This is a genomic window from Streptomyces sp. NBC_01410, from assembly GCF_045040195.1.
Classification (GTDB): Bacteria; Actinomycetota; Actinomycetes; order Streptomycetales; family Streptomycetaceae; genus Streptomyces.
Genome location: NZ_CP109530.1, coordinates 5,326,706 through 5,343,527, shown reverse-complemented (window position 1 = coordinate 5,343,527; position 16,822 = coordinate 5,326,706). Strand labels below are relative to the sequence as shown.

General features: G+C 70.7%; 14 protein-coding genes. 9 read left to right on the top strand and 5 right to left on the bottom strand.

The features are described from left to right. The first annotated feature begins 46 nt into the window (after nt 1-46). The 5 genes from OG741_RS24680 to OG741_RS24660 all read left to right on the top strand — a co-directional run bounded on the left by OG741_RS24680 (nt 47) and on the right by OG741_RS24660 (nt 5,348). The gene (locus tag OG741_RS24680) at nt 47-976 is read left to right on the top strand and encodes an SMP-30/gluconolactonase/LRE family protein (protein WP_405601316.1); all 930 of its coding nucleotides are present in this window, start codon (nt 47-49) and stop codon (nt 974-976) included. 106 nt (nt 977-1,082) lie between these two features. After that, nucleotides 1,083-3,590, top strand: coding sequence for a DUF4132 domain-containing protein (locus OG741_RS24675; RefSeq protein WP_405601315.1), 2,508 nt, complete (start codon nt 1,083-1,085; stop codon nt 3,588-3,590). A gap of 185 nt (nt 3,591-3,775) precedes the next feature. Then, nucleotides 3,776-4,219: a hypothetical protein gene (locus tag OG741_RS24670; protein ID WP_266486800.1), complete on the top strand. Its 444-nt coding sequence runs from the start codon at nt 3,776-3,778 to the stop codon at nt 4,217-4,219. 5 nt (nt 4,220-4,224) lie between these two features. Next, the gene (locus OG741_RS24665) at nt 4,225-4,632 is read left to right on the top strand and encodes a thiol-disulfide oxidoreductase DCC family protein (RefSeq protein WP_405601312.1); all 408 of its coding nucleotides are present in this window, start codon (nt 4,225-4,227) and stop codon (nt 4,630-4,632) included. A gap of 11 nt (nt 4,633-4,643) precedes the next feature. Continuing rightward, nucleotides 4,644-5,348, top strand: a complete 705-nt coding sequence (locus OG741_RS24660) for a TetR/AcrR family transcriptional regulator (protein WP_266486797.1) — start codon at nt 4,644-4,646, stop codon at nt 5,346-5,348. Between the two features lie 46 nt (nt 5,349-5,394). Here the strand turns inward: OG741_RS24660 and OG741_RS24655 are convergent, their stop codons facing one another. Further along, on the bottom strand, nt 5,395-7,842 hold the full coding sequence (locus OG741_RS24655; protein ID WP_405605746.1) for an MMPL family transporter: 2,448 nt from the start codon (nt 7,840-7,842) through the stop codon (nt 5,395-5,397). A 160-nt stretch (nt 7,843-8,002) separates the two neighbouring features. Here OG741_RS24655 and OG741_RS24650 point away from each other — a divergent pair, with 160 nt between their 5' ends. Both OG741_RS24650 and OG741_RS24645 read left to right on the top strand, forming a co-directional pair. After that, entirely contained in the window at nt 8,003-8,689 is a 687-nt protein-coding gene (locus tag OG741_RS24650) for a response regulator transcription factor (RefSeq protein WP_328670286.1), read from the top strand. Continuing rightward, nucleotides 8,686-10,203: an ATP-binding protein gene (locus OG741_RS24645; protein WP_405601309.1), complete on the top strand. Its 1,518-nt coding sequence runs from the start codon at nt 8,686-8,688 to the stop codon at nt 10,201-10,203. Before OG741_RS24650 ends, OG741_RS24645 begins: the two co-directional genes overlap by 4 nt. Before the next feature lie 15 nt (nt 10,204-10,218). On the opposite strand, the gene OG741_RS24640 is transcribed toward OG741_RS24645, so the two are convergent. The 3 genes from OG741_RS24640 to OG741_RS24630 all read right to left on the bottom strand — a co-directional run bounded on the left by OG741_RS24640 (nt 10,219) and on the right by OG741_RS24630 (nt 13,616). Continuing rightward, nucleotides 10,219-11,772, bottom strand: a complete 1,554-nt coding sequence (locus tag OG741_RS24640; RefSeq protein WP_405601307.1) for an ABC transporter substrate-binding protein — start codon at nt 11,770-11,772, stop codon at nt 10,219-10,221. Nucleotides 11,773-11,940: 168 nt separating this feature from the next. Further along, a complete protein-coding gene (locus OG741_RS24635; protein WP_405601305.1) occupies nt 11,941-13,353 on the bottom strand; it encodes a metallophosphoesterase in 1,413 nt (470 codons plus the stop codon). Between the two features lie 11 nt (nt 13,354-13,364). After that, nucleotides 13,365-13,616, bottom strand: a complete 252-nt coding sequence (locus OG741_RS24630) for an SCO4848 family membrane protein (protein ID WP_405601304.1) — start codon at nt 13,614-13,616, stop codon at nt 13,365-13,367. A 121-nt stretch (nt 13,617-13,737) separates the two neighbouring features. Here OG741_RS24630 and OG741_RS24625 point away from each other — a divergent pair, with 121 nt between their 5' ends. Continuing rightward, nucleotides 13,738-14,946 (top strand): D-alanyl-D-alanine carboxypeptidase family protein, encoded by a 1,209-nt coding sequence (locus OG741_RS24625; RefSeq protein WP_405601302.1) that lies wholly within the window; start codon nt 13,738-13,740, stop codon nt 14,944-14,946. Here OG741_RS24625 and OG741_RS24620 read toward each other — a convergent pair. Further along, nucleotides 14,842-15,834, bottom strand: coding sequence for a YihY/virulence factor BrkB family protein (locus OG741_RS24620; protein WP_405601300.1), 993 nt, complete (start codon nt 15,832-15,834; stop codon nt 14,842-14,844). The genes OG741_RS24625 and OG741_RS24620 overlap by 105 nt on opposite strands. Before the next feature lie 228 nt (nt 15,835-16,062). On the opposite strand from OG741_RS24620, the gene OG741_RS24615 reads away from it, so the two are divergent. After that, complete coding sequence (locus tag OG741_RS24615; protein WP_405601298.1) at nt 16,063-16,818, top strand: decaprenylphospho-beta-D-erythro-pentofuranosid-2-ulose 2-reductase; 756 nt, start codon at nt 16,063-16,065, stop codon at nt 16,816-16,818. Nucleotides 16,819-16,822: the final 4 nt, after the last annotated feature.

The window sequence follows — 16,822 nt, the reverse complement described above, 5'->3', positions numbered from 1 at the left end:
ATGTCGTGCCGAAGCTAGTTCAGTTGAATGCTTGGAGGGCCTGACCATGTCCACCATCGATGACGCCTCGATATACGAGATCCTGGACGACCGCTTCCGGACCGGACGCTGCGCCAACGGCGATGCGCGCCTGGAGCAGCTCCACGGCGACTGCCGCTGGGCCGAAGGCCCGCTGTATCTGCCCGCCTGGCGGCAGTTGATCTGGAGCGACATCCCCAACGACCGCATGCTGCGATGGGACGAGACCACCGGCGCGATCAGCCTCTTCCGCTCCCCCGCCGGGCACAGCAACGGCAACACGCTCGACCGCGAGGGCCGGCTGATCTCCTGCGAGCAGGGCAACCGCCGCGTCACCCGCACCGAACCCGACGGCAGGCTCACCGTCCTCGCCGACCGTTTCGGGGGCAAGCGCCTCAACAGCCCGAACGACGCGGCCGTACGGTCCGACGGCTCCGTCTGGTTCTCCGACCCCGACTTCGGCATCACGAGCGACTACGAGGGCTGCCGCGCCGAGAGCGAGATCGGCGCGTGCAACGTCTACCGCGCCGACCCGGCGACGGGCGAGGTCCAGCTGGTCGCCGACGGCTTCGTCGGTCCGAACGGCCTGGTCTTCTCGCTCGACGAGCGGAAGTTGTACGTCTCCGACACCCGCGCCGGCCAGATCCGCGTCTTCGACGTACGCGAGAACGGCACCCTCTCCGACGGCAAGGTCTTCGCCGAAGTGACGGACGACGTCAGCCGTTTCGACAACATCCGCTTCGACGACGAGGGCCGCCTGTGGGCGGCGGCCATGGACGGCGGAGTGCACTGCTACGACCCGGACGGCACCCTGATCGGCAGGCTCCGCGTCCCAGAGGCGGTCTCCAACATCGCCTTCGGCGGCCCGAAGAACAACCGCTTGTTCATCACGGCGACGACCGGTTTGTACTCGCTGGTGATGTCGGTGACGGGGGCTCCGCGGATCCGCCGGCTGTAGCTTCGGCGGCGGTGCCGGGAGTCCGGCGATTCGGGTCCGCCGAGCCGGCTGTCAGTGGCGGCCCGTACCGTCAGGAGGAGTTGAGCTCGGGGAGGGGACCGGCACGATGACGGTGACGACGGACGGCCTGGAGACCAGACTGTACGAGGCGGGGGTGCGTCAGCGCACCCAAGGGGGTACGCCGGTGCGGGAGCTGCTGGAGTCCCTGACCCTCGACCAGCGGCGGCGGGCCGCGCTGTGGATACACCGCAACCTGTGCCACGGCGGTGCCGACCGCGCCGACGACTGGGCGGTGCCCTGGCTCTCGGAGCAGCGCCTCGGCTGGACCGCCGCGGAGGCCGGCACGCTGCTGCGGCGTCTGGTGGGGGCGGACGCGCTGGTCGATCCGGGGCAGCTGCTGCGGCAGTTCGGGGCGCTCGCCCGACTGCCGCTGGCCGCGGCGAAGGAGGCGGGCGGCTACGACCGGCGGCTGCTGCGGGCCGCGCGTCAGGTGTCCCTGTCCGCCTGGGGAGGGCAGGACGAGGGATCCGAGAACTTCGCGATGCGGGCGCGGCTGGACGCCCTCATCGGGCCGGAGCCTTCCGACGACACGGGGCTGCCGCCGGTCCTGCTCGACGACGAGGACGAGTTCGGGCCGCGGATGCGCACGGACCATCCGAAGCTGCTCGCCGGGCCGGGGGTCGCCGCGTTCCTGGAGCACTGCGTGGCACAGGGCCAGGTGCGCGCCACCAAGCGGTGGCGCAGGCAGGCCCGGGCCCTCCTGGCAGGCACGGAGCGGGGCGAGGAGACGGTGCGGGCGCTGCTGGACGGGATGGGCGACCAGCGTGAGCACCGGGTCGCGGCGAGCGCCTGGGTGAGTGGCAGCACCTGGCCGGGGATCGCCTCGGAGGGCAACACCCGGCTGGTGCGCGGGCTGCTGTGGGCCGCGGCGGACATCGGGGCCGACTGGGTGGTGCCCGCGGTCGGCGCGGTCGCGCTCAACTCCGGTACGGGAACCGGCGGTTCCGGCGGCTACTGCCGCAACGGCAAGATGGCCACGACCGCGGTCGCGGTCCTCGGCGACTTCGGCGGCACACAGGGCGAGCAGGCCGTCGACTGGCTCGGCCGTCTGCAGCGCACCATCCGCAACCGCACCGTGCTCAAGGGCATCACCGCCGCACTGCAGGCCGTGGCCGAGCGCGGCGGGATCACCCCGTCGATGCTCAGGGAGCGGGCCGTGCCGTCCGTGGGCCTCGATGCGCGCGGTATCCGCGAACAGGCGCTGGGCGACTACACGGCGGTCCTGTCGGTCACCGCGTCCGGGACACCCGCGCTGTCCTTCCGGGGGCCGCAGGGCCAGGTGCTGAAGTCCGCGCCGAAAGCGGTCCGCGAGGAGTACGGCGAGCAACTGACCGACATCCGGGCCGCGTTGAAGCAGCTGCGCACACTGATGCCGGTCGAGCGCGCACGGCTGGAAGAGCACCTGATGGCGGGCACCCGGTGGGCGGCAGGCGACTGGGAGCGGTACTACATCGACCATCCGGTGACCGGCACTCTGACCCGGGCGCTGATCTGGGAGGCGAGCGCGGACGAAGGCGGGCAGTGGGTTGCCGGACTGCCGGAGCGTACGGCGGGCGGCTGTGCACTGGCCGGGGTGGACGGCACGGCCGTCCCCGTGACGGACAGGGCCGTGCTGCGGCTGTGGCATCCGGTCCGGGCGGACGCCGAGGAAATACGGACCTGGCACGAGGAGCTCACCGACCGCGAGCTGCGTCAGCCCTTCAAGCAGGGCTTCCGGGAGGTCTATCCGCTCACCCCCGCCGAGGAGGAGACCCGCACCCACTCCGACCGCTTCGCCGGCCACGTCCTGCGCTACAACCAGGCGAAGGCGCTGCTCGTGGAGCGCGGCTGGGCCGGAAACCACCTGGGGTACTTCAGCGACGGATACGCCGCCGAGATGGTGCGGGAGCTGCCGCGCGCCGGTGAACTGACTTTGAGCGAGGGCGAGTTCTGGCGCGCCCGGTTCCATGTCGAACTGGTCGAGCAGGAGTCGGACGGCGGACTGGCGTCGCTGTGCTCCACGGACCGGCTGTGCTTCGAGCGGCGACGCGGGGCGCGCGGACCGTGGGAGCCCGCCGAGCTCGCCGCCGTACCGCCGCTGGTGCTGACCGAGGCGATGCGGGACGCCGACCTGTTCGTGACAGTCGCGTCGATCGGGGCGGATCCGGGGTGGCGCGACAGCGGCGAGGAGCGGGCGCACGACGGGTACTGGGAGCGATGGGCGTTCGGCGAGCTCACCGAGTCGGCGCGGATACGCCGCCAGTCGCTGGCCCGGCTGCTGCCGCGGACCCGGATCGCCGAACGGGTGGAGCTCACCGACCGGTTCCTGAGGGTGCGCGGCGAACTGCACACGTACAAGATCCATCTGGGCTCGGGGAGCATCCTGAGGGAGCCCGATGACGCGTTTCTCCGCATCGCGGTGGACCGTTCGGGGGCGGGCGGGGAGCGGCTCTTTCTGCCCTTCGAGGAGGACGGCGGACTGCTGTCGCTGATCCTGTCGACGGCGTTTGCGCTGGCGGACGACGCCAGGATCACCGACCGCACGATCACGGCCCAACTGCGGCGCGACGCGTAGGTCCTGTCCGGCCGATCTTGCCGGGCCGACCGGACCGGGCCGGGCCGACCGGACCGGGCCGACCGGACCGGGCCGACCGGGCCCACCAACTCCGGGCACCGCCACACCCATCGCTTGAACATGTTCAAAAGGAGGTCTACAGTCATGACTGCCAGCTTTTGAACACGTTCAAGGGAGGGTGGGGGATGGACCTCACTGTTGTTGCGTATGTCGTCTACCTGCTGATCAGCGTCGCGCTCACCATCTGGGTCGCGCGGACCCTGAGCCGCAACGGACGCATCTTCATCGCCAGCGTCCTCAAGGGGGACGAGAAGCTGGCCGACGCCGTCAACCACCTCCTGGTGGTCGGCTTCTACCTCGTGAACCTCGGCTTCGTCGCCCTCTACCTCAAGGCAGCCGACGCCGTCGAGGACGCCCGCGGGCTCTTCGAGGCGCTCTCGGTCAAGCTCGGCGTCGTACTCCTCGTCCTCGGCGTCATGCACCTCGGCAATGTCTGGGTCCTCAACAAGATCCGCCGGCGCGGACTGATGGAGCGCGAGCAGACTCCGCCGGTCGGGCCGCAGGGCTGGACGACCCAGGCGGGCCCCGGCCCGTGGGCCGCGCCGGCCACCGGTCCCACCGGGGCGTGAGCGCAATGGGCACCCCGGTCCGGGGACTGACCGTCCTGTACGACGCCCAGTGCTCCCTCTGCGTCCACCTGCGCAGCTGGCTGCTGCGGCAGAGGCAGCTCGTACCGCTGGACCTGGTGCCCGCGGGGTCGGCCGAGGCGCGGCGCAGATACCCGCGCCTCGACCACACCGCGACCCTGCGGGAGATCACCGTCATCGGCGACAGGGGCCAGATCTACACCGGCCCCGCCGCCTGGATCGTCTGCCTCTGGGCGCTGGCCGAGCACCGGCCGAGGGCCCACTGGCTCGCCACCCCGGCAGGCCTGCCGTTCGTACGGGTGACGATGCTCGCGGCGTCCAAGTACCGCGAGGCGACCGCGGCGGGAGGGGCCGACGGCACTCCCTGCGACGACCGGTGCTCCGTTCCCGGTTAGGCTCGGACACCGTGACAGAAGTGAAGGCGGCCCCCAAGAGCGAGCAGACCCGCACGCTCATCCTCGAGACCGCGCTCCGTCTCTTCCAGGAGCGCGGTTACGACAGGACGACGATGCGGGCCATCGCCAAAGAGGCCGGTGTCTCGGTGGGGAACGCGTACTACTACTTCGCCTCCAAGGAACATCTCGTCCAGGGCTTCTACGACCGGATCGGCGCCGAGCACCAGGCGGCTGTCCGGCCCATCCTGGACCGGGAGACTGACCTGGAGACCCGGCTCGCCGGGGTACTGACGTCCTGGCTGGAGATCGCCGAGCCGTACCACGAGTTCGCGGCGCAGTTCTTCAAGAACGCCGCCGACCCGGAGAGCCCGCTCAGCCCGTTCTCCCCCGAGTCGGAGCACGCCCGCGAGGCGGCCCTGTCCATCCACCGCGAGGTACTGGCCGGTTCCAAGGCCAAGGTCGCCGACGAACTCGTGGACGCCCTGCCCGAGTTGATGTGGCTGTCCCAGATGGGACTCGTCCTGTACTGGGTCTTCGACCGCTCGGAGGGCCGCGAGCGCACCAGGCGGCTGGCCGAACGCGGCGCCCGGCTGACCACCCGCGGTGTCGCGCTCTCCCGCTTCCGGGTGCTGCGACCGCTCGTCCACGAAGTGCACGATCTGTTCACGGACTTCATGCCCGGGATGGCGGAGACGGTCGCCGCCCGCAAGAAGTAACCGGCCGGTCCCGAGGCTCCTGCCCGGAGCCACGGGACCGGAACGCTCAGCGGCTCACGCCCAGGTCCGACAGGACCACGTCGTGGACCAGTGGATCGCCGCCGATCATGATGTGGCGTACCCACGGCTCATGGACTCCCGCCGTCACGGCCAGCATGTACGCGCCACCGGCCGGAGCGGACAGGATGTACGAGCCGTCGGCCAGCGACTCCACGCGGTCCACCTGGCTGCCGCCCGGCGAGACGAGGGTGAGGATCGCTTCCCCGACCGGCTCGCCCGACTCCGTGCGGACGAAGCCGTGCACTGCGGACCCGCCCGCCCCCGCCCCGGCTCCCGGCCGGGCGCGCGGACCCGGCACGGACAGCGCGGGCTCCGGCGCGTCCTCCCTCGGCTCCACCGCCAGATGCGGCAGCCGCTTCTCCAGGCCCGCCGGAAGCCACCAGTTGGACTTCCCGAGCAGATGCATCGCCGCCGGCACCAGCGCCGTACGCAGGATGAACGCGTCCAGCGCCACCGCCGCCGCGAGCCCGATGCCCGCCATCGCACCCTCCATGTCACCGCTCAGCACAAAGGCGCTGAAGACACAGATCATGATCAGGGCGGCGCAGTTGATGACCCGGCTGGTCTCGGCGAGACCGACCCGTACCGCCCGCGCGTTGTCCTTCGTATGCACCCACTCCTCGTGCATCCGGCTGACCAGGAAGACCTGGTAGTCCATCGAGAGACCGAACAGCAGCGACAGCATGATGACCGGCAGGAAGGCGGTGATCGGGCCCTCCTTGCCGAGGCCGAGCGCCTCCGCTCCCCAGCCCCACTGGAAGATCGCGACCAGGACGCCGAAGGAGGCCGCGGCCGCGATCAGGTTCATCAGGGCGGCGGTCAGCGGGACGACGAGCGAGCGGAACGCGATCAGGAGCAGCAGGAAGCCGAGCGCGATGATCGTCCCGACGAAGTAGGGCAGCCGGTCACCGGTCACCGCCGCGAAGTCCTTGAAGATCGCGGTGACTCCGCCGACATGGACTTCCTCGCCCGACTGCGGGATGACCTCCTCGCGCAGGGTGTCGATCAGCCGGTCCGTCTGCTCGGACTGCGGCGATGTCGTGGGGACGACCTGGATCACGGTGACGCCGGAGCCCGGCCGGGAGGGCAGTGCGACGACCTGCGCCACACCTTCCGTGGCACGCACCTTGCCCACCAGGCTCTGGACGGCGGCCGGTTCGGCGTCCTTCGCGACCAGTTGCAGCGGCCCGTTGAAACCGGGGCCGAAACCCTCGGCGAGCAGGTCGTACGCCTGCCGGGTCGTGGTGTCGTCCCGGTGGTTGCCCTGGTCATTCGCGCCGAGCCGCAGGGACAGCACGGGGATCGCGAGCGCGGCCATCACCACGAGCGCGACCAGCGCGATGGACCTGGGCCGCTTCTGCACGGTCACGGACCAGCGGGCGGCGGCGCCGCCGGGCTCCACGGACTCGGGGCCGTTCGCGGCGAGCCTGCGCCGCTGGCGCCTGCTCAGTACGCGCATGCCCAGGACGCCGAGGAGCGCGGGCAGCAGCGTGATCGCGGCCAGCACGCTCAGGACGACTGTCAGCGAGGTGGCGATCACCACGCCGTCGAGGAACCGCATGTTCATCACGAGCATTCCGGCGAGTGCGATGCACACCGTGCCGCCCGCGAACAGCACCGCGCGCCCCGAGGTGTTCAGCGCGGTGACCGCCGAGTCCTCGGGCGCCATGCCCCGCAGAATGCCCTTGCGGTGGCGTGTGACGATGAACAGCGCGTAGTCGATGCCGACGCCGAGACCGATCAGCGAACCGAGCAGCGGGGCCACTTCGGGCACATCCGTCGCGTGGCTGAGCAGCATCGTCGACAGCATTCCGGTGCCGACCCCGAAGATGGCGATCACCAGCGGAAGCACCATCGCGAAGAACGAGCCGAAGGCCAGGAACAGCACGACCGCCGCGGCGGCGATGCCGACCAGCTCGGCCGTGCCGGTCGGCGGCTCCTGGATGCGTGCGATCGCCTGCCCGCCGAGCTCGACCTGGATGCCCGCCCGCCCGGCGTCCTGCGCGGTGTCGACGAGGTCCTCGACCAGCTTCTTCGGCACGCCGTTGGCCTGCTCGGCGAAGGTGACCTGGGCGTAGGCGATTCGCCCGTCCTTGCTGATCTGTGTCGCGCCCGCCGGGACGTAGGGACTCGCGACGTCACCCACGCCCTTCATGCCCGCGATCTCCTTGAGCGCGGGCTCGATCCGCTCCCGTACCGCCGTGTCGCGCACGGAGCCCTCGGAGACCCGCCACACCACCGTGTCGGTGTCGCCCGAGCTCTCCGGGAATGCCTCGACCATCAGGTCGTACGCGTGTGTGGAGTCGGTGTCCGGAAGGCTGAAGCTGTTGGAGTAGTTGGTGCCCGCCGAACTGCCCGCGGCCCCCAGGCCGAACAGCGCCCCCACCCACAGCACCAGGACCACCAGCCGGTGCCGATAGCACCAGCGTGCCAATGCCGCCACGATTCCTGCCCCTTCGTCGATCCGTCTCCCCCGGGCCGGCCTTCAGGATCGGCCGTGGAGAGGGCCCATGGCGTGGCGCGGCCATGACTCTCAAGGAACTCCCAGACAGTGACCGGTTCCGCGCGCGGGGATCACACCGATACTGAAGGACATGGACCACGAGGGAGCGACCGTGCTGGTGGTCGAGGACGAGCCGAGCATCGCCGACGTCCTCGCCATCGCCCTGCGGTATCACCGTTTTGAGGTGATTACGGCGGGCAGCGTGCGGCAGGCGCGACAGCTGGCCGGGCAGACGCGTCCCGATGTCGCGCTGCTGGATGTGATGCTCCCGGACGGCGACGGGCGCGCCCTGGGGCGTGAACTGCGCGACGCGCAGCCCGAGACGGCCCTCGTCTTCCTCACCGCGCGCGACGCGCCCGCCGAGATCGTCGGCGCGCTCGGCTTCGGCGACGACTACATCACCAAGCCCTTCAACGTCGACGAGGTGGTGGCCCGTATCAGGGCCGTGCTGCGCCGCACCCGGCCCGCCGATGTGCTGCCCGCACGGCCGCCGCTGCGCTACGGCGATCTCGAACTGGACGACGCGACCTACGCGGCACGCCGCGCGGGCCGCTCGGTGCAGCTCACGCCCACCGAATACGCGCTGCTGCGCTTCCTCGTACGCAACGGCGGGCGCATCGTCCCCAAGGAGCAGCTGCTGCGCCATGTCTGGCAGTACGAGCACCAGATCGAGTCGACCGTCGTCGAGACCTACATCAGCTATCTGCGACGCAAGCTGGACCCCCTGGGACCGCCGCTGATCACCACCCGGCGGGGCTTCGGATACGGGCTGGCATGAGGTGCTGGAGGGGTACCAGGCGCTGGATACGGGCCCGCGCGAGGCACCACCACCGAGCGATCCACTCCCTGCGCGCCAAACTCACCCTGGTGAACGTGTGCGTGCTGACCCTCGGCATCGTCGCGGCCACCGCGGTGAGCCTGATGGGCATGCGGCACTATCTGCTGGACCGCGTGGACTCCGAGCTCATGGGCAGCCGCACCGCGCTCCAGCAGACGGGGTTCACGCAGAAGGAGATCGAGACGATCAGCGCCATCGGTGAGCTGGCCGCCCAGTTCGGCAGGACGGGGGCGGGCGGCCTGCCGCGCTCCGACACGATCATGGTGGCCGTCGACGCGAACCGTGAGCCGATCTCCCTCGCGGGCGTCGCGCCCACCGAGCGCCAGCGTGAACTCGCCGCCGCGGTCGGTGATCCGGCGGCGCTCGCACACTCCGCCGGGCCGCGGGACGTGAGCGTGGCGGGAGATCCCTACCGCACGGTCGCGACCGGTCTCGGCGACGGCACGGTGGTCGTCCTGGCGACCGACACCGGGTCCGTGCACTCCTCGATGAAGAAGGCGCTCAGACTCGATCTGGCCTTCGGCACCGTCCTGCTGGCGCTGCTCGCGCTGCTCACCATGCTCGGCGCCAAACACCGGCTGCGGCCGCTGGAGGACATGGTGGAGACGGCATCCGCCATCGCGGAGGGCGATCTGACCCGGCGCGTGCCCGCAGGGCGGGATCCGGTCACCGAGATCGAGCAGCTGCGGACCGCCCTCAACTCCATGCTCCACCAGGTCGAGTCGGCCTTCGAGACCCGCGAGCGCAGCGCGGGCCAGCTGCGCAGGTTCGTCGCGGACGCCTCGCACGAGCTGCGTACCCCGCTGTCCGCGATACGCGGCTATCTCCAGCTGTACGACAAGGGGATGCTGCGCGAGCCCGCCGAACGGGCCCGCGCGCTGGCCCGGATGACGGCGGAGGCCGACCGGATGGGGCGGCTCGTCGAGGAGCTGCTGACGCTGGCCCGCCTCGACCAGCAGCCGCAGCTGGGGGTGTGCGCGGTCGATCTGAGCCGTCTGGTGCGGGACGCGGTGGACGATCTGCGGGCCCAGCAGCCGCAGCGACCGCTCGCCGTCGCCGCCGACGGCGCGATGATCGTGCAGGGCGACGAGTCGGGGCTGCGGCAGGTGGTCGGCAATCTGCTGGCCAACGTCCGCGCCCACACCCCGGCGGACGCGCCGCTGCGGGTGGAGCTGGAACGCGAGGACGGCGAGGGTCGCGGTACCGGCGCGGTCCGGCTGCGGGTCGCGGACGAGGGGCCCGGTATGAGCCCCGAGGACGCCGACCGCATCTTCGACCGCTTCTTCCGCGCGGGCGGGGAAGGCAGCGGGCCCGCGGGCAGCGGCCTCGGGATGGCGATCGTGCAGGCCGTGGTCGCCTCGCACGCCGGCGAGGTGACCGTCAGGACGGCGCCGGGCGACGGCCTCGCGGTGACGGTCACGCTCCCGGCCGCCGCCCGTACGGTCAAGACGTAGAGGCCGGTTGGGCCCTCAGATCCAGCCGAGTTCCCACAGCCGCCAGACGCCGGTGCCGTCCGACAGGTACTGCGCGCCGCTGATGTCCTCGCTGCTCAGTACGTAGTCCTTCTTCTGCCACAGCGGCAGCAGCGGCACATCGGTGGCGATCTCCCGCTGGATCGACTTGAAGTCCTCGGTGGCGCGGGGGCGTTCGCCGTACTGCTGGGTGGAGGCGATCAGCGTGTCGACGGTCTTGCTCTCGTAGCCGCTTCGTAGCGTCGAGTCCTTGCCGACGAGCGGCTGGGTGAAGTTGTCGGGGTCGGGGAAGTCCGGGATCCAGCCGAGCGTGTACGCGTCGTACTTGCCGGCCCCGTATCCCTTCTGGAAGACCTTCCAGTCCTCGGCGACGACCTTCACCTTGAACAGCCCGGTCGCCTCCAGCTGGCGGCGCAGCTCGGCCGCCTCCTGCGCCGGACCGCTGTCGGCGCGGTGCACCAGGGTGAAGCTCACCGGTGTCCGGATCCCGGCGTCGTCGAGCAGCTCCCGGGCCTCCTTCGCGCTGGGCTCCGGATACGCGTCGAAGAAGGGGTTGGTGTGCCCGAGGGTCCCCTGCGGGATCAGCGAGTACAGCGGCTGCACGGTGGCGCGGTAGACCGAAGTGACCACCTTGGGGCGGTCGATGACCCACGCGACCGCCTGCCGCACGGCCTTCTTCGCCATCGGGGAGCCGGGCCGTACGTTGAAGACGAGATTGCGGATCTCGGCGGTGTCCGCCACGCTGACGCGCATGCCCGAATCGCTCGGGTCGAGACCGGCGATCAGCTGCGCCGGTAGCTGACGGTGGGTCACATCGACCTGTCCCGCCTTCCATGCCTCCGCAAGTTCGTCGGACCCCGCGAAGTAGCGGATCAGTACCGGCCCGCCGGTCTTGGTAAGCGCGCCCTTGTACCTGGGGTTCGGCACGAGCCGCGCCCTGTCTCCGGGCTCGTACTGCTTCAGCAGGTACGGTCCCGAACCGTCCACGCTCTCGCCCTCGCGCAGGCTCTGGTCGGGGTACTGGCTGCGGTCGACGATCGAACCCGCGCCGGTGGCGACCTTCTGGGGGAAGGTCGCGTCGCGCGTACGGAGGTTGAAGGTGACCGTCTGGCCCCTGGCCGTGACGTTCTTGAGCGTGGAGAAGAGAGGCTGCGGGCCGACGTCCGACTTGATGCGCAGCATCCGATCGAAGGAGTACTTGACGTCCTCGCCGGTGATTTTGCGGCCGTTGGCGAAGGTGAGGTCGTCGCGCAGCTCGCACTGGAACGTCTGGAGCGTCACCCCGACGAAGTCGCAGTCGCGGGCGGCGTCGGGGACCGGCGTGACGCCGTTGGGCTTGAAGGTCAGCAGCGACTGGTAGACGTTGCTGTACATGGCCCACGAGCCCGCGTCGTACGCCCCCGCGGGATCGAGTGATGTCACCACATCAGTGGTGCCGACAGTGATCGTTGCCCTGCTTTCCTCGTCGGACGGTAATAACTGCCAGCCTCCGACGGCCGCGGCCAGGACCACCGCACAAGTGACGAGTATCCGCAGACGGATCGACTGCATCGCCAAGCTCCTCTTCACGCCCACCCCTGTTCGTGACAAGGCGTTCAGCCAACCACAGCGGCCTCCACAAGAGGAAGGGTGGTTTTATGGCTCACGGACAACTGTGACAACAGCTATGCCTGGGCTATGCCAAAGCCATTCCTGCGCCATGTGGAGGACATGCGGCGGTTATGCGTGGCGGGAGGCGAGTTGTACGACGGTGATGTCCGAGGGCGCCCCGACGCGCACGGGCGGGCCCCATGCGCCCGCTCCCCTCGACACGTACAGCTGGGTGTCTCCGTACCGTTCGAGCCCGGCGACGGTCGGATTGGCGAGGTCGGCGAGATAGTTGCCCGGCCAGAGCTGGCCGCCGTGGGTGTGGCCGGAAAGCTGGAGGTCGACGCCGTGCTCGACTGCGTCATGGATGACGACGGGCTGATGCGCGAGAAGCACGGACGCGCGGGAGCGGTCCCGGTCGCCGAGCGCCTTGCCGAAATCGGGGCCGTCGCCCTCGCTCTCGCCCGCGACGTCGTTGACACCGGCGAGATCGAACGCGCCGATCTCGACGCGCTCGTTCTGGAGGGGCCTGAGCCCCAGCTCACGGACGTGGTCGACCCATGCCTCGGCGCCGGAGAAGTACTCGTGGTTTCCGGTCACGAAGAAGGACCCGTAGCGCGAGGTGAGCCGCGCGAGCGGCTCGGCGGCGGGCCCGAGGTCCGCCACACTGCCGTCGACGAGGTCCCCGACGACGGCGACGAGGTCGGGGGAGGTGGCGTTGATGGTGTCGACGATCCGCTGGGTGTGCCCGCGCCCGAGGATCGGCCCGAGGTGAATATCGCTGACGACGGCGATCCGGAATCCGTGGGCGGCACGCGGAAGCCGGGCGAGCGGGACGGTGACGCGCTTGACGCGGGGCCCGCGGAGGACGCCGTAGGTCCCGTGGGCGACGGTCCCCAGGGCGACGGAGGCGGCGGCGCCGCCGACGACACGCGAGACGAACAGTCGCCGCGAGACGGTACGTTGCCCGCCCACACCGGGGCCTGCGGCCGCGTCGGTACGGGTCGCCTCTGCGGACGCCTCGGTCGCCTCGGTACGGACGGTCCCGGGGGACGCCTCGGCGGACGCCGTCGCGGTCGTACCCGCGCGGGCTTCGGCGGGGGCCGTCCCCACGGACGCCTCGGTCGCCTCGGTACGGGTCGCACCGGCGGAGCCGAAGGGCAGCGACGGCTCAGGGGTCCGGGGGCCCTGGCCACCGGTTTCGGGGAGGGGCGGGGCGGGGGAACTCACCCTGCCCCGGCGCAGCAGCAGCGGCCGCACGAGCTCCCCCACCACCAGCCCCAGCACCAGATACAGCAGCACCGCGAGCCACAGATACCCCGGCCACGCCACCACCCGCTCCAGCCAGAACGGCGCCCCCGCCCGCCCCGAGACCAGCGCCGCCACCGACAGCAGCGGCAGCACCCACGTCGCCGCCGTGCCCACCCGGCGCGCCACGCCCCCGGGCGCGGTCGTGTCGCGGACGAGCCGTCGCCAGACGTACCAGTGCACGCCCGCCAGCAGGGCGAGGACCGCGACCACCACAAGCAGGACGACCACCAGCACGGACAGCTCCCCTATTCCTGAGGCATTTCTCGGCGCAACGCCCGAACGCCACGCAACCCGATCCCCCCGACGACCGTCCCCAGAACAAAGGACGTAATGGCGAGCACCAGATGGACCCAGAAGTACCCGGTCGGGTCACCCGCGTCGTCGAAGGCGAGCCCGCTGCCGTCCTTCCACAGGTTCTTGACGAAAGTGATCCAGATGAACCAGCTCCACACCCCGAACGCGAGCAGGAACCAGGAGACGGGGCGGCTGAGCTTCATGGACTCAGTATCGCGCCCGTACTCCGACCGGGTTCTTCGGGGTGGGCTGTCCCGGCGGTCCCCCCGGCGGGTCATCGGGCTGATGAGCATATTTTCTTCGCTGCCCTGTACGTTCTCGTCCGTGTCTGCTCTGAAGAAGACCGCGCTGACGGTCACCGCCGCCACGTTGCTGCCCGCACTCGCCGTCGCGCCCGCGTCGGCCGACAGCCCTCACAACAAGGCAGGCAAACAACACCCGAACCCACCGGCCTCCATGTCCACCGTCGGCGGGACCCAGCTCGGCAGGGCGGGCACCCAGGTCAGCCTCGGCCCGGGCGCGCCCGTGCTGCCGAAGGCTCTGAGCGGCCGGTCCTGGATCGTCGCGGACGCGGAAAGCGGGGAGGTGCTGGCCTCCCACAACGCGCACTGGCGGCTGCCGCCCGCGTCCACGCTCAAGATGCTGTTCGCCGACACCGTGCTGCCCCGGCTGCCCAAGACCGAGATCCACAAGGTGGCCCCGAAGGAGCTCGCGAGCGTCGGCGAGGGCAGCAGCCTGGTCGGGGTCAAGGAGAACCACTCGTACTCCGTCCACGACCTGTGGCTCGGCGTCTTCCTGCGTTCCGGCAACGACGCCGTGCATGTGCTGTCCGAGATGAACGGCGGCGTTCCCAAGACCGTCAAGGACATGCAGGCGCACGCCGACGAGCTCCAGGCGCTCGACACGCATGTCGTATCGCCCGACGGGTACGACGCCGCCGGCCAGGTCTCCTCCGCGTACGACCTGACCCTCATCGCCCGCAGCGGCATGCAGAAGAAGGACTTCCGCGAGTACTGCGCGACGGCGAGCGCCAAGTTCCCCGGCGAGCAGAAGCCGGGCAAGGCGCGCGCGACCTTCGAGATCCAGAACACCAACCGCCTGCTCACCGGCGACTACGGCATCTCGCCGTACAAGGGCATCGCGGGCGTCAAGAACGGCAACACCACCAACGCCGGCGCGACCTTCACCGGTGTCGCCGAGCGGAACGGCAAGGTACTGCTCGTCACCGTCATGAACCCGGACTCCAGCGAGGGCCAGGCCGTCTACAAGGAGGCGGGACGGCTGCTGGACTGGGGCTTCGCGGCGGCCGGGAAGGTCACTCCGGTCGGCGAGCTGGTCGCGCCGAGGTCCGCGACAACGCCTGCCTCCAACGGCAACGAACCGGCCAACAACGGCGCACCGGCCAAGACGGCCGCCGCGAAGGAGAGCTCAGGGGGCATCGGTATCGCGCTCGCCATCACGGGCGGGGCGCTGGTGGTGCTGGCGGCCGGGGTCTTCCTCGTCAACCGCCGCTGGCCGCTGCGCCGTCGCTAGCTCGTCGACGGCGTCGTCGCTCGCCTCGTCGACAGCTGCCTTGCTCTGCGTCGCCGTCCAGGCGGCGCAGAACAGCAGCAGTTTCGCCGAGAGGTTGATCCACAGCAGCAGGGCGACCGGGACGCCGAAGGCGCCGTACATGCTCTTCGAGGCGACATCCCGCATATAGCCGCCGAGCAGCAGCTTGAGCAGCTCGAAGCCGACCGCGCCGAGCAGTGCCGCCACCATCAGGCGGCGGCGCGGCGGCTGGACACCCGGCAGCAGTGTCAGCAGATACAGCAGCAGCAGGAAGTCGGCGACGACGGCGATCCCGATGGCCGCGACCTGGAGCAGTACGCCACCGGCTCCGCCCTTGTCGATGCCGAGCCGGTCGGCGCTCCAGCCGACGGCGGTCGAGCCGAGGCCCGACGCGGCGATCGAGGCGAGCGCGGTCGCGCCGAGACCGAGCAGGACGATCCCGTCCTTGAGCTTGCGCAGTACGGGGTTGCCCTCCTCCTCGTCGTCCAGCCCCCAGACGACCCGCAGGCAGTCCCTCATCGAGCCGACCCAGCCGATGCCGGTGATCAGCAACAGCGCGCCGGCGACCAGTCCGATCGTGCCCGCGTTGTCGACCAGGGAGTTGATGTCGAGCTGGTCGGAGATGCCCGGCACCTGCTCGGAGATCTTGTTCTCGAGCTTGGTCAGCTGCTGCTGGTCGAGCAGCGCCGCACCGACCGCCGCGGCCACGGTGATCAGCGGGAAGAGCGCGAGAAAGCTGATGAAGGTGATCGCGGCAGCCAGCCGCGTCCAGTGCACCCGGTCGAGCGTCTCGTACGAACGCCAGACGTGGGTGCGCATCAGCCGGACGATGAGCGGTCCGACGACGGGGAGCTTGATCAGCCAGTCCATGTCGTACGCGTACCCTCCGCGCGGCAACACCAGCGCCCAAGTCCCCCAGAATCGTTTAATCACCCATTTCCGGCGGACCCGTGAGGCATTGCCGAATTGCGGCATACGCGGCGATACGGTCAGCGCCATGGCGCCGCCGGCACCCGCCACAGGACCCGACGCCAACGCCGCCCCGGCTCCCGCGCGACGCTCCCCCGAGCCGCCCCTCCCTCCAAGGAGACACCAGCCATGAAGGACGCCTTCGGCCCCCCTCAGTCCCTGCTCGTCCTCGGCGGCACGTCGGAGATCGGGCTGGCCACCGCCCGGCGCCTCATCGCCCGCCGCACCCGCACGGTCTGGCTGGCGGGCCGCCACGCGCCGTCCCTCGAGGACGCGGCGGCCTCGCTCCGCGCCCTCGGGCCCGACGTCCGCACCGTCGCCTTCGACGCCCTGGACCCCCACTCACACGAGGAGGTACTGGGCAAGGTCTTCGCGGAGGGCGGCATCGACATGGTGCTGCTCGCCTTCGGCGTACTCGGCGACCAGGCGAACGACGAGTCCGACCCCCCGGCGGCCGTCCGCGTCGCCCAGACCAACTACACGGGGGCCCTCTCGGCCTCTCTGGTGTGCGCGGCGGCACTGCAGCAGCAGGGGCACGGCTCGCTGGTGGTGCTCTCCTCGGCCGCCGGCGAGCGCGCCCGCCGCGCGAACTTCATCTACGGATCGAGCAAGGCCGGCCTGGACGCCTTCGCGCAGGGCCTGGGCGACGCGATGCACGGGACGGGTGTGCACGTGATGGTCGTACGCCCCGGATTCGTGCGGACGAAGATGACAGCCGGGCTGCCGGCCGCGCCGCTCACCACCACCCCCGAGGCGGTCGCCGCGGCCATTGAGCTCGGGCTGCGGCGCAGGTCGGAGACGGTGTGGGTGCCGGGTGCGATGCGCGTGGTGATGTCGGGGCTGCGGCATCTGCCGCGTCCGCTGTTCCGCAGACTGCCGCTCTGATCAG

Coding starts and splice junctions, on each gene's coding strand:
- OG741_RS24680 (WP_405601316.1), top strand. CDS start 47: ATGTCCACCATCGATGACGCCTCGATATACGAGATCCTGGACGACCGC.
- OG741_RS24675 (WP_405601315.1), top strand. CDS start 1,083: ATGACGGTGACGACGGACGGCCTGGAGACCAGACTGTACGAGGCGGGG.
- OG741_RS24670 (WP_266486800.1), top strand. CDS start 3,776: ATGGACCTCACTGTTGTTGCGTATGTCGTCTACCTGCTGATCAGCGTC.
- OG741_RS24665 (WP_405601312.1), top strand. CDS start 4,225: ATGGGCACCCCGGTCCGGGGACTGACCGTCCTGTACGACGCCCAGTGC.
- OG741_RS24650 (WP_328670286.1), top strand. CDS start 8,003: ATGGACCACGAGGGAGCGACCGTGCTGGTGGTCGAGGACGAGCCGAGC.
- OG741_RS24645 (WP_405601309.1), top strand. CDS start 8,686: ATGAGGTGCTGGAGGGGTACCAGGCGCTGGATACGGGCCCGCGCGAGG.
- OG741_RS24640 (WP_405601307.1), bottom strand. CDS start 11,772: ATGCAGTCGATCCGTCTGCGGATACTCGTCACTTGTGCGGTGGTCCTG.
- OG741_RS24630 (WP_405601304.1), bottom strand. CDS start 13,616: ATGAAGCTCAGCCGCCCCGTCTCCTGGTTCCTGCTCGCGTTCGGGGTG.
- OG741_RS24620 (WP_405601300.1), bottom strand. CDS start 15,834: ATGGACTGGCTGATCAAGCTCCCCGTCGTCGGACCGCTCATCGTCCGG.
- OG741_RS24615 (WP_405601298.1), top strand. CDS start 16,063: ATGAAGGACGCCTTCGGCCCCCCTCAGTCCCTGCTCGTCCTCGGCGGC.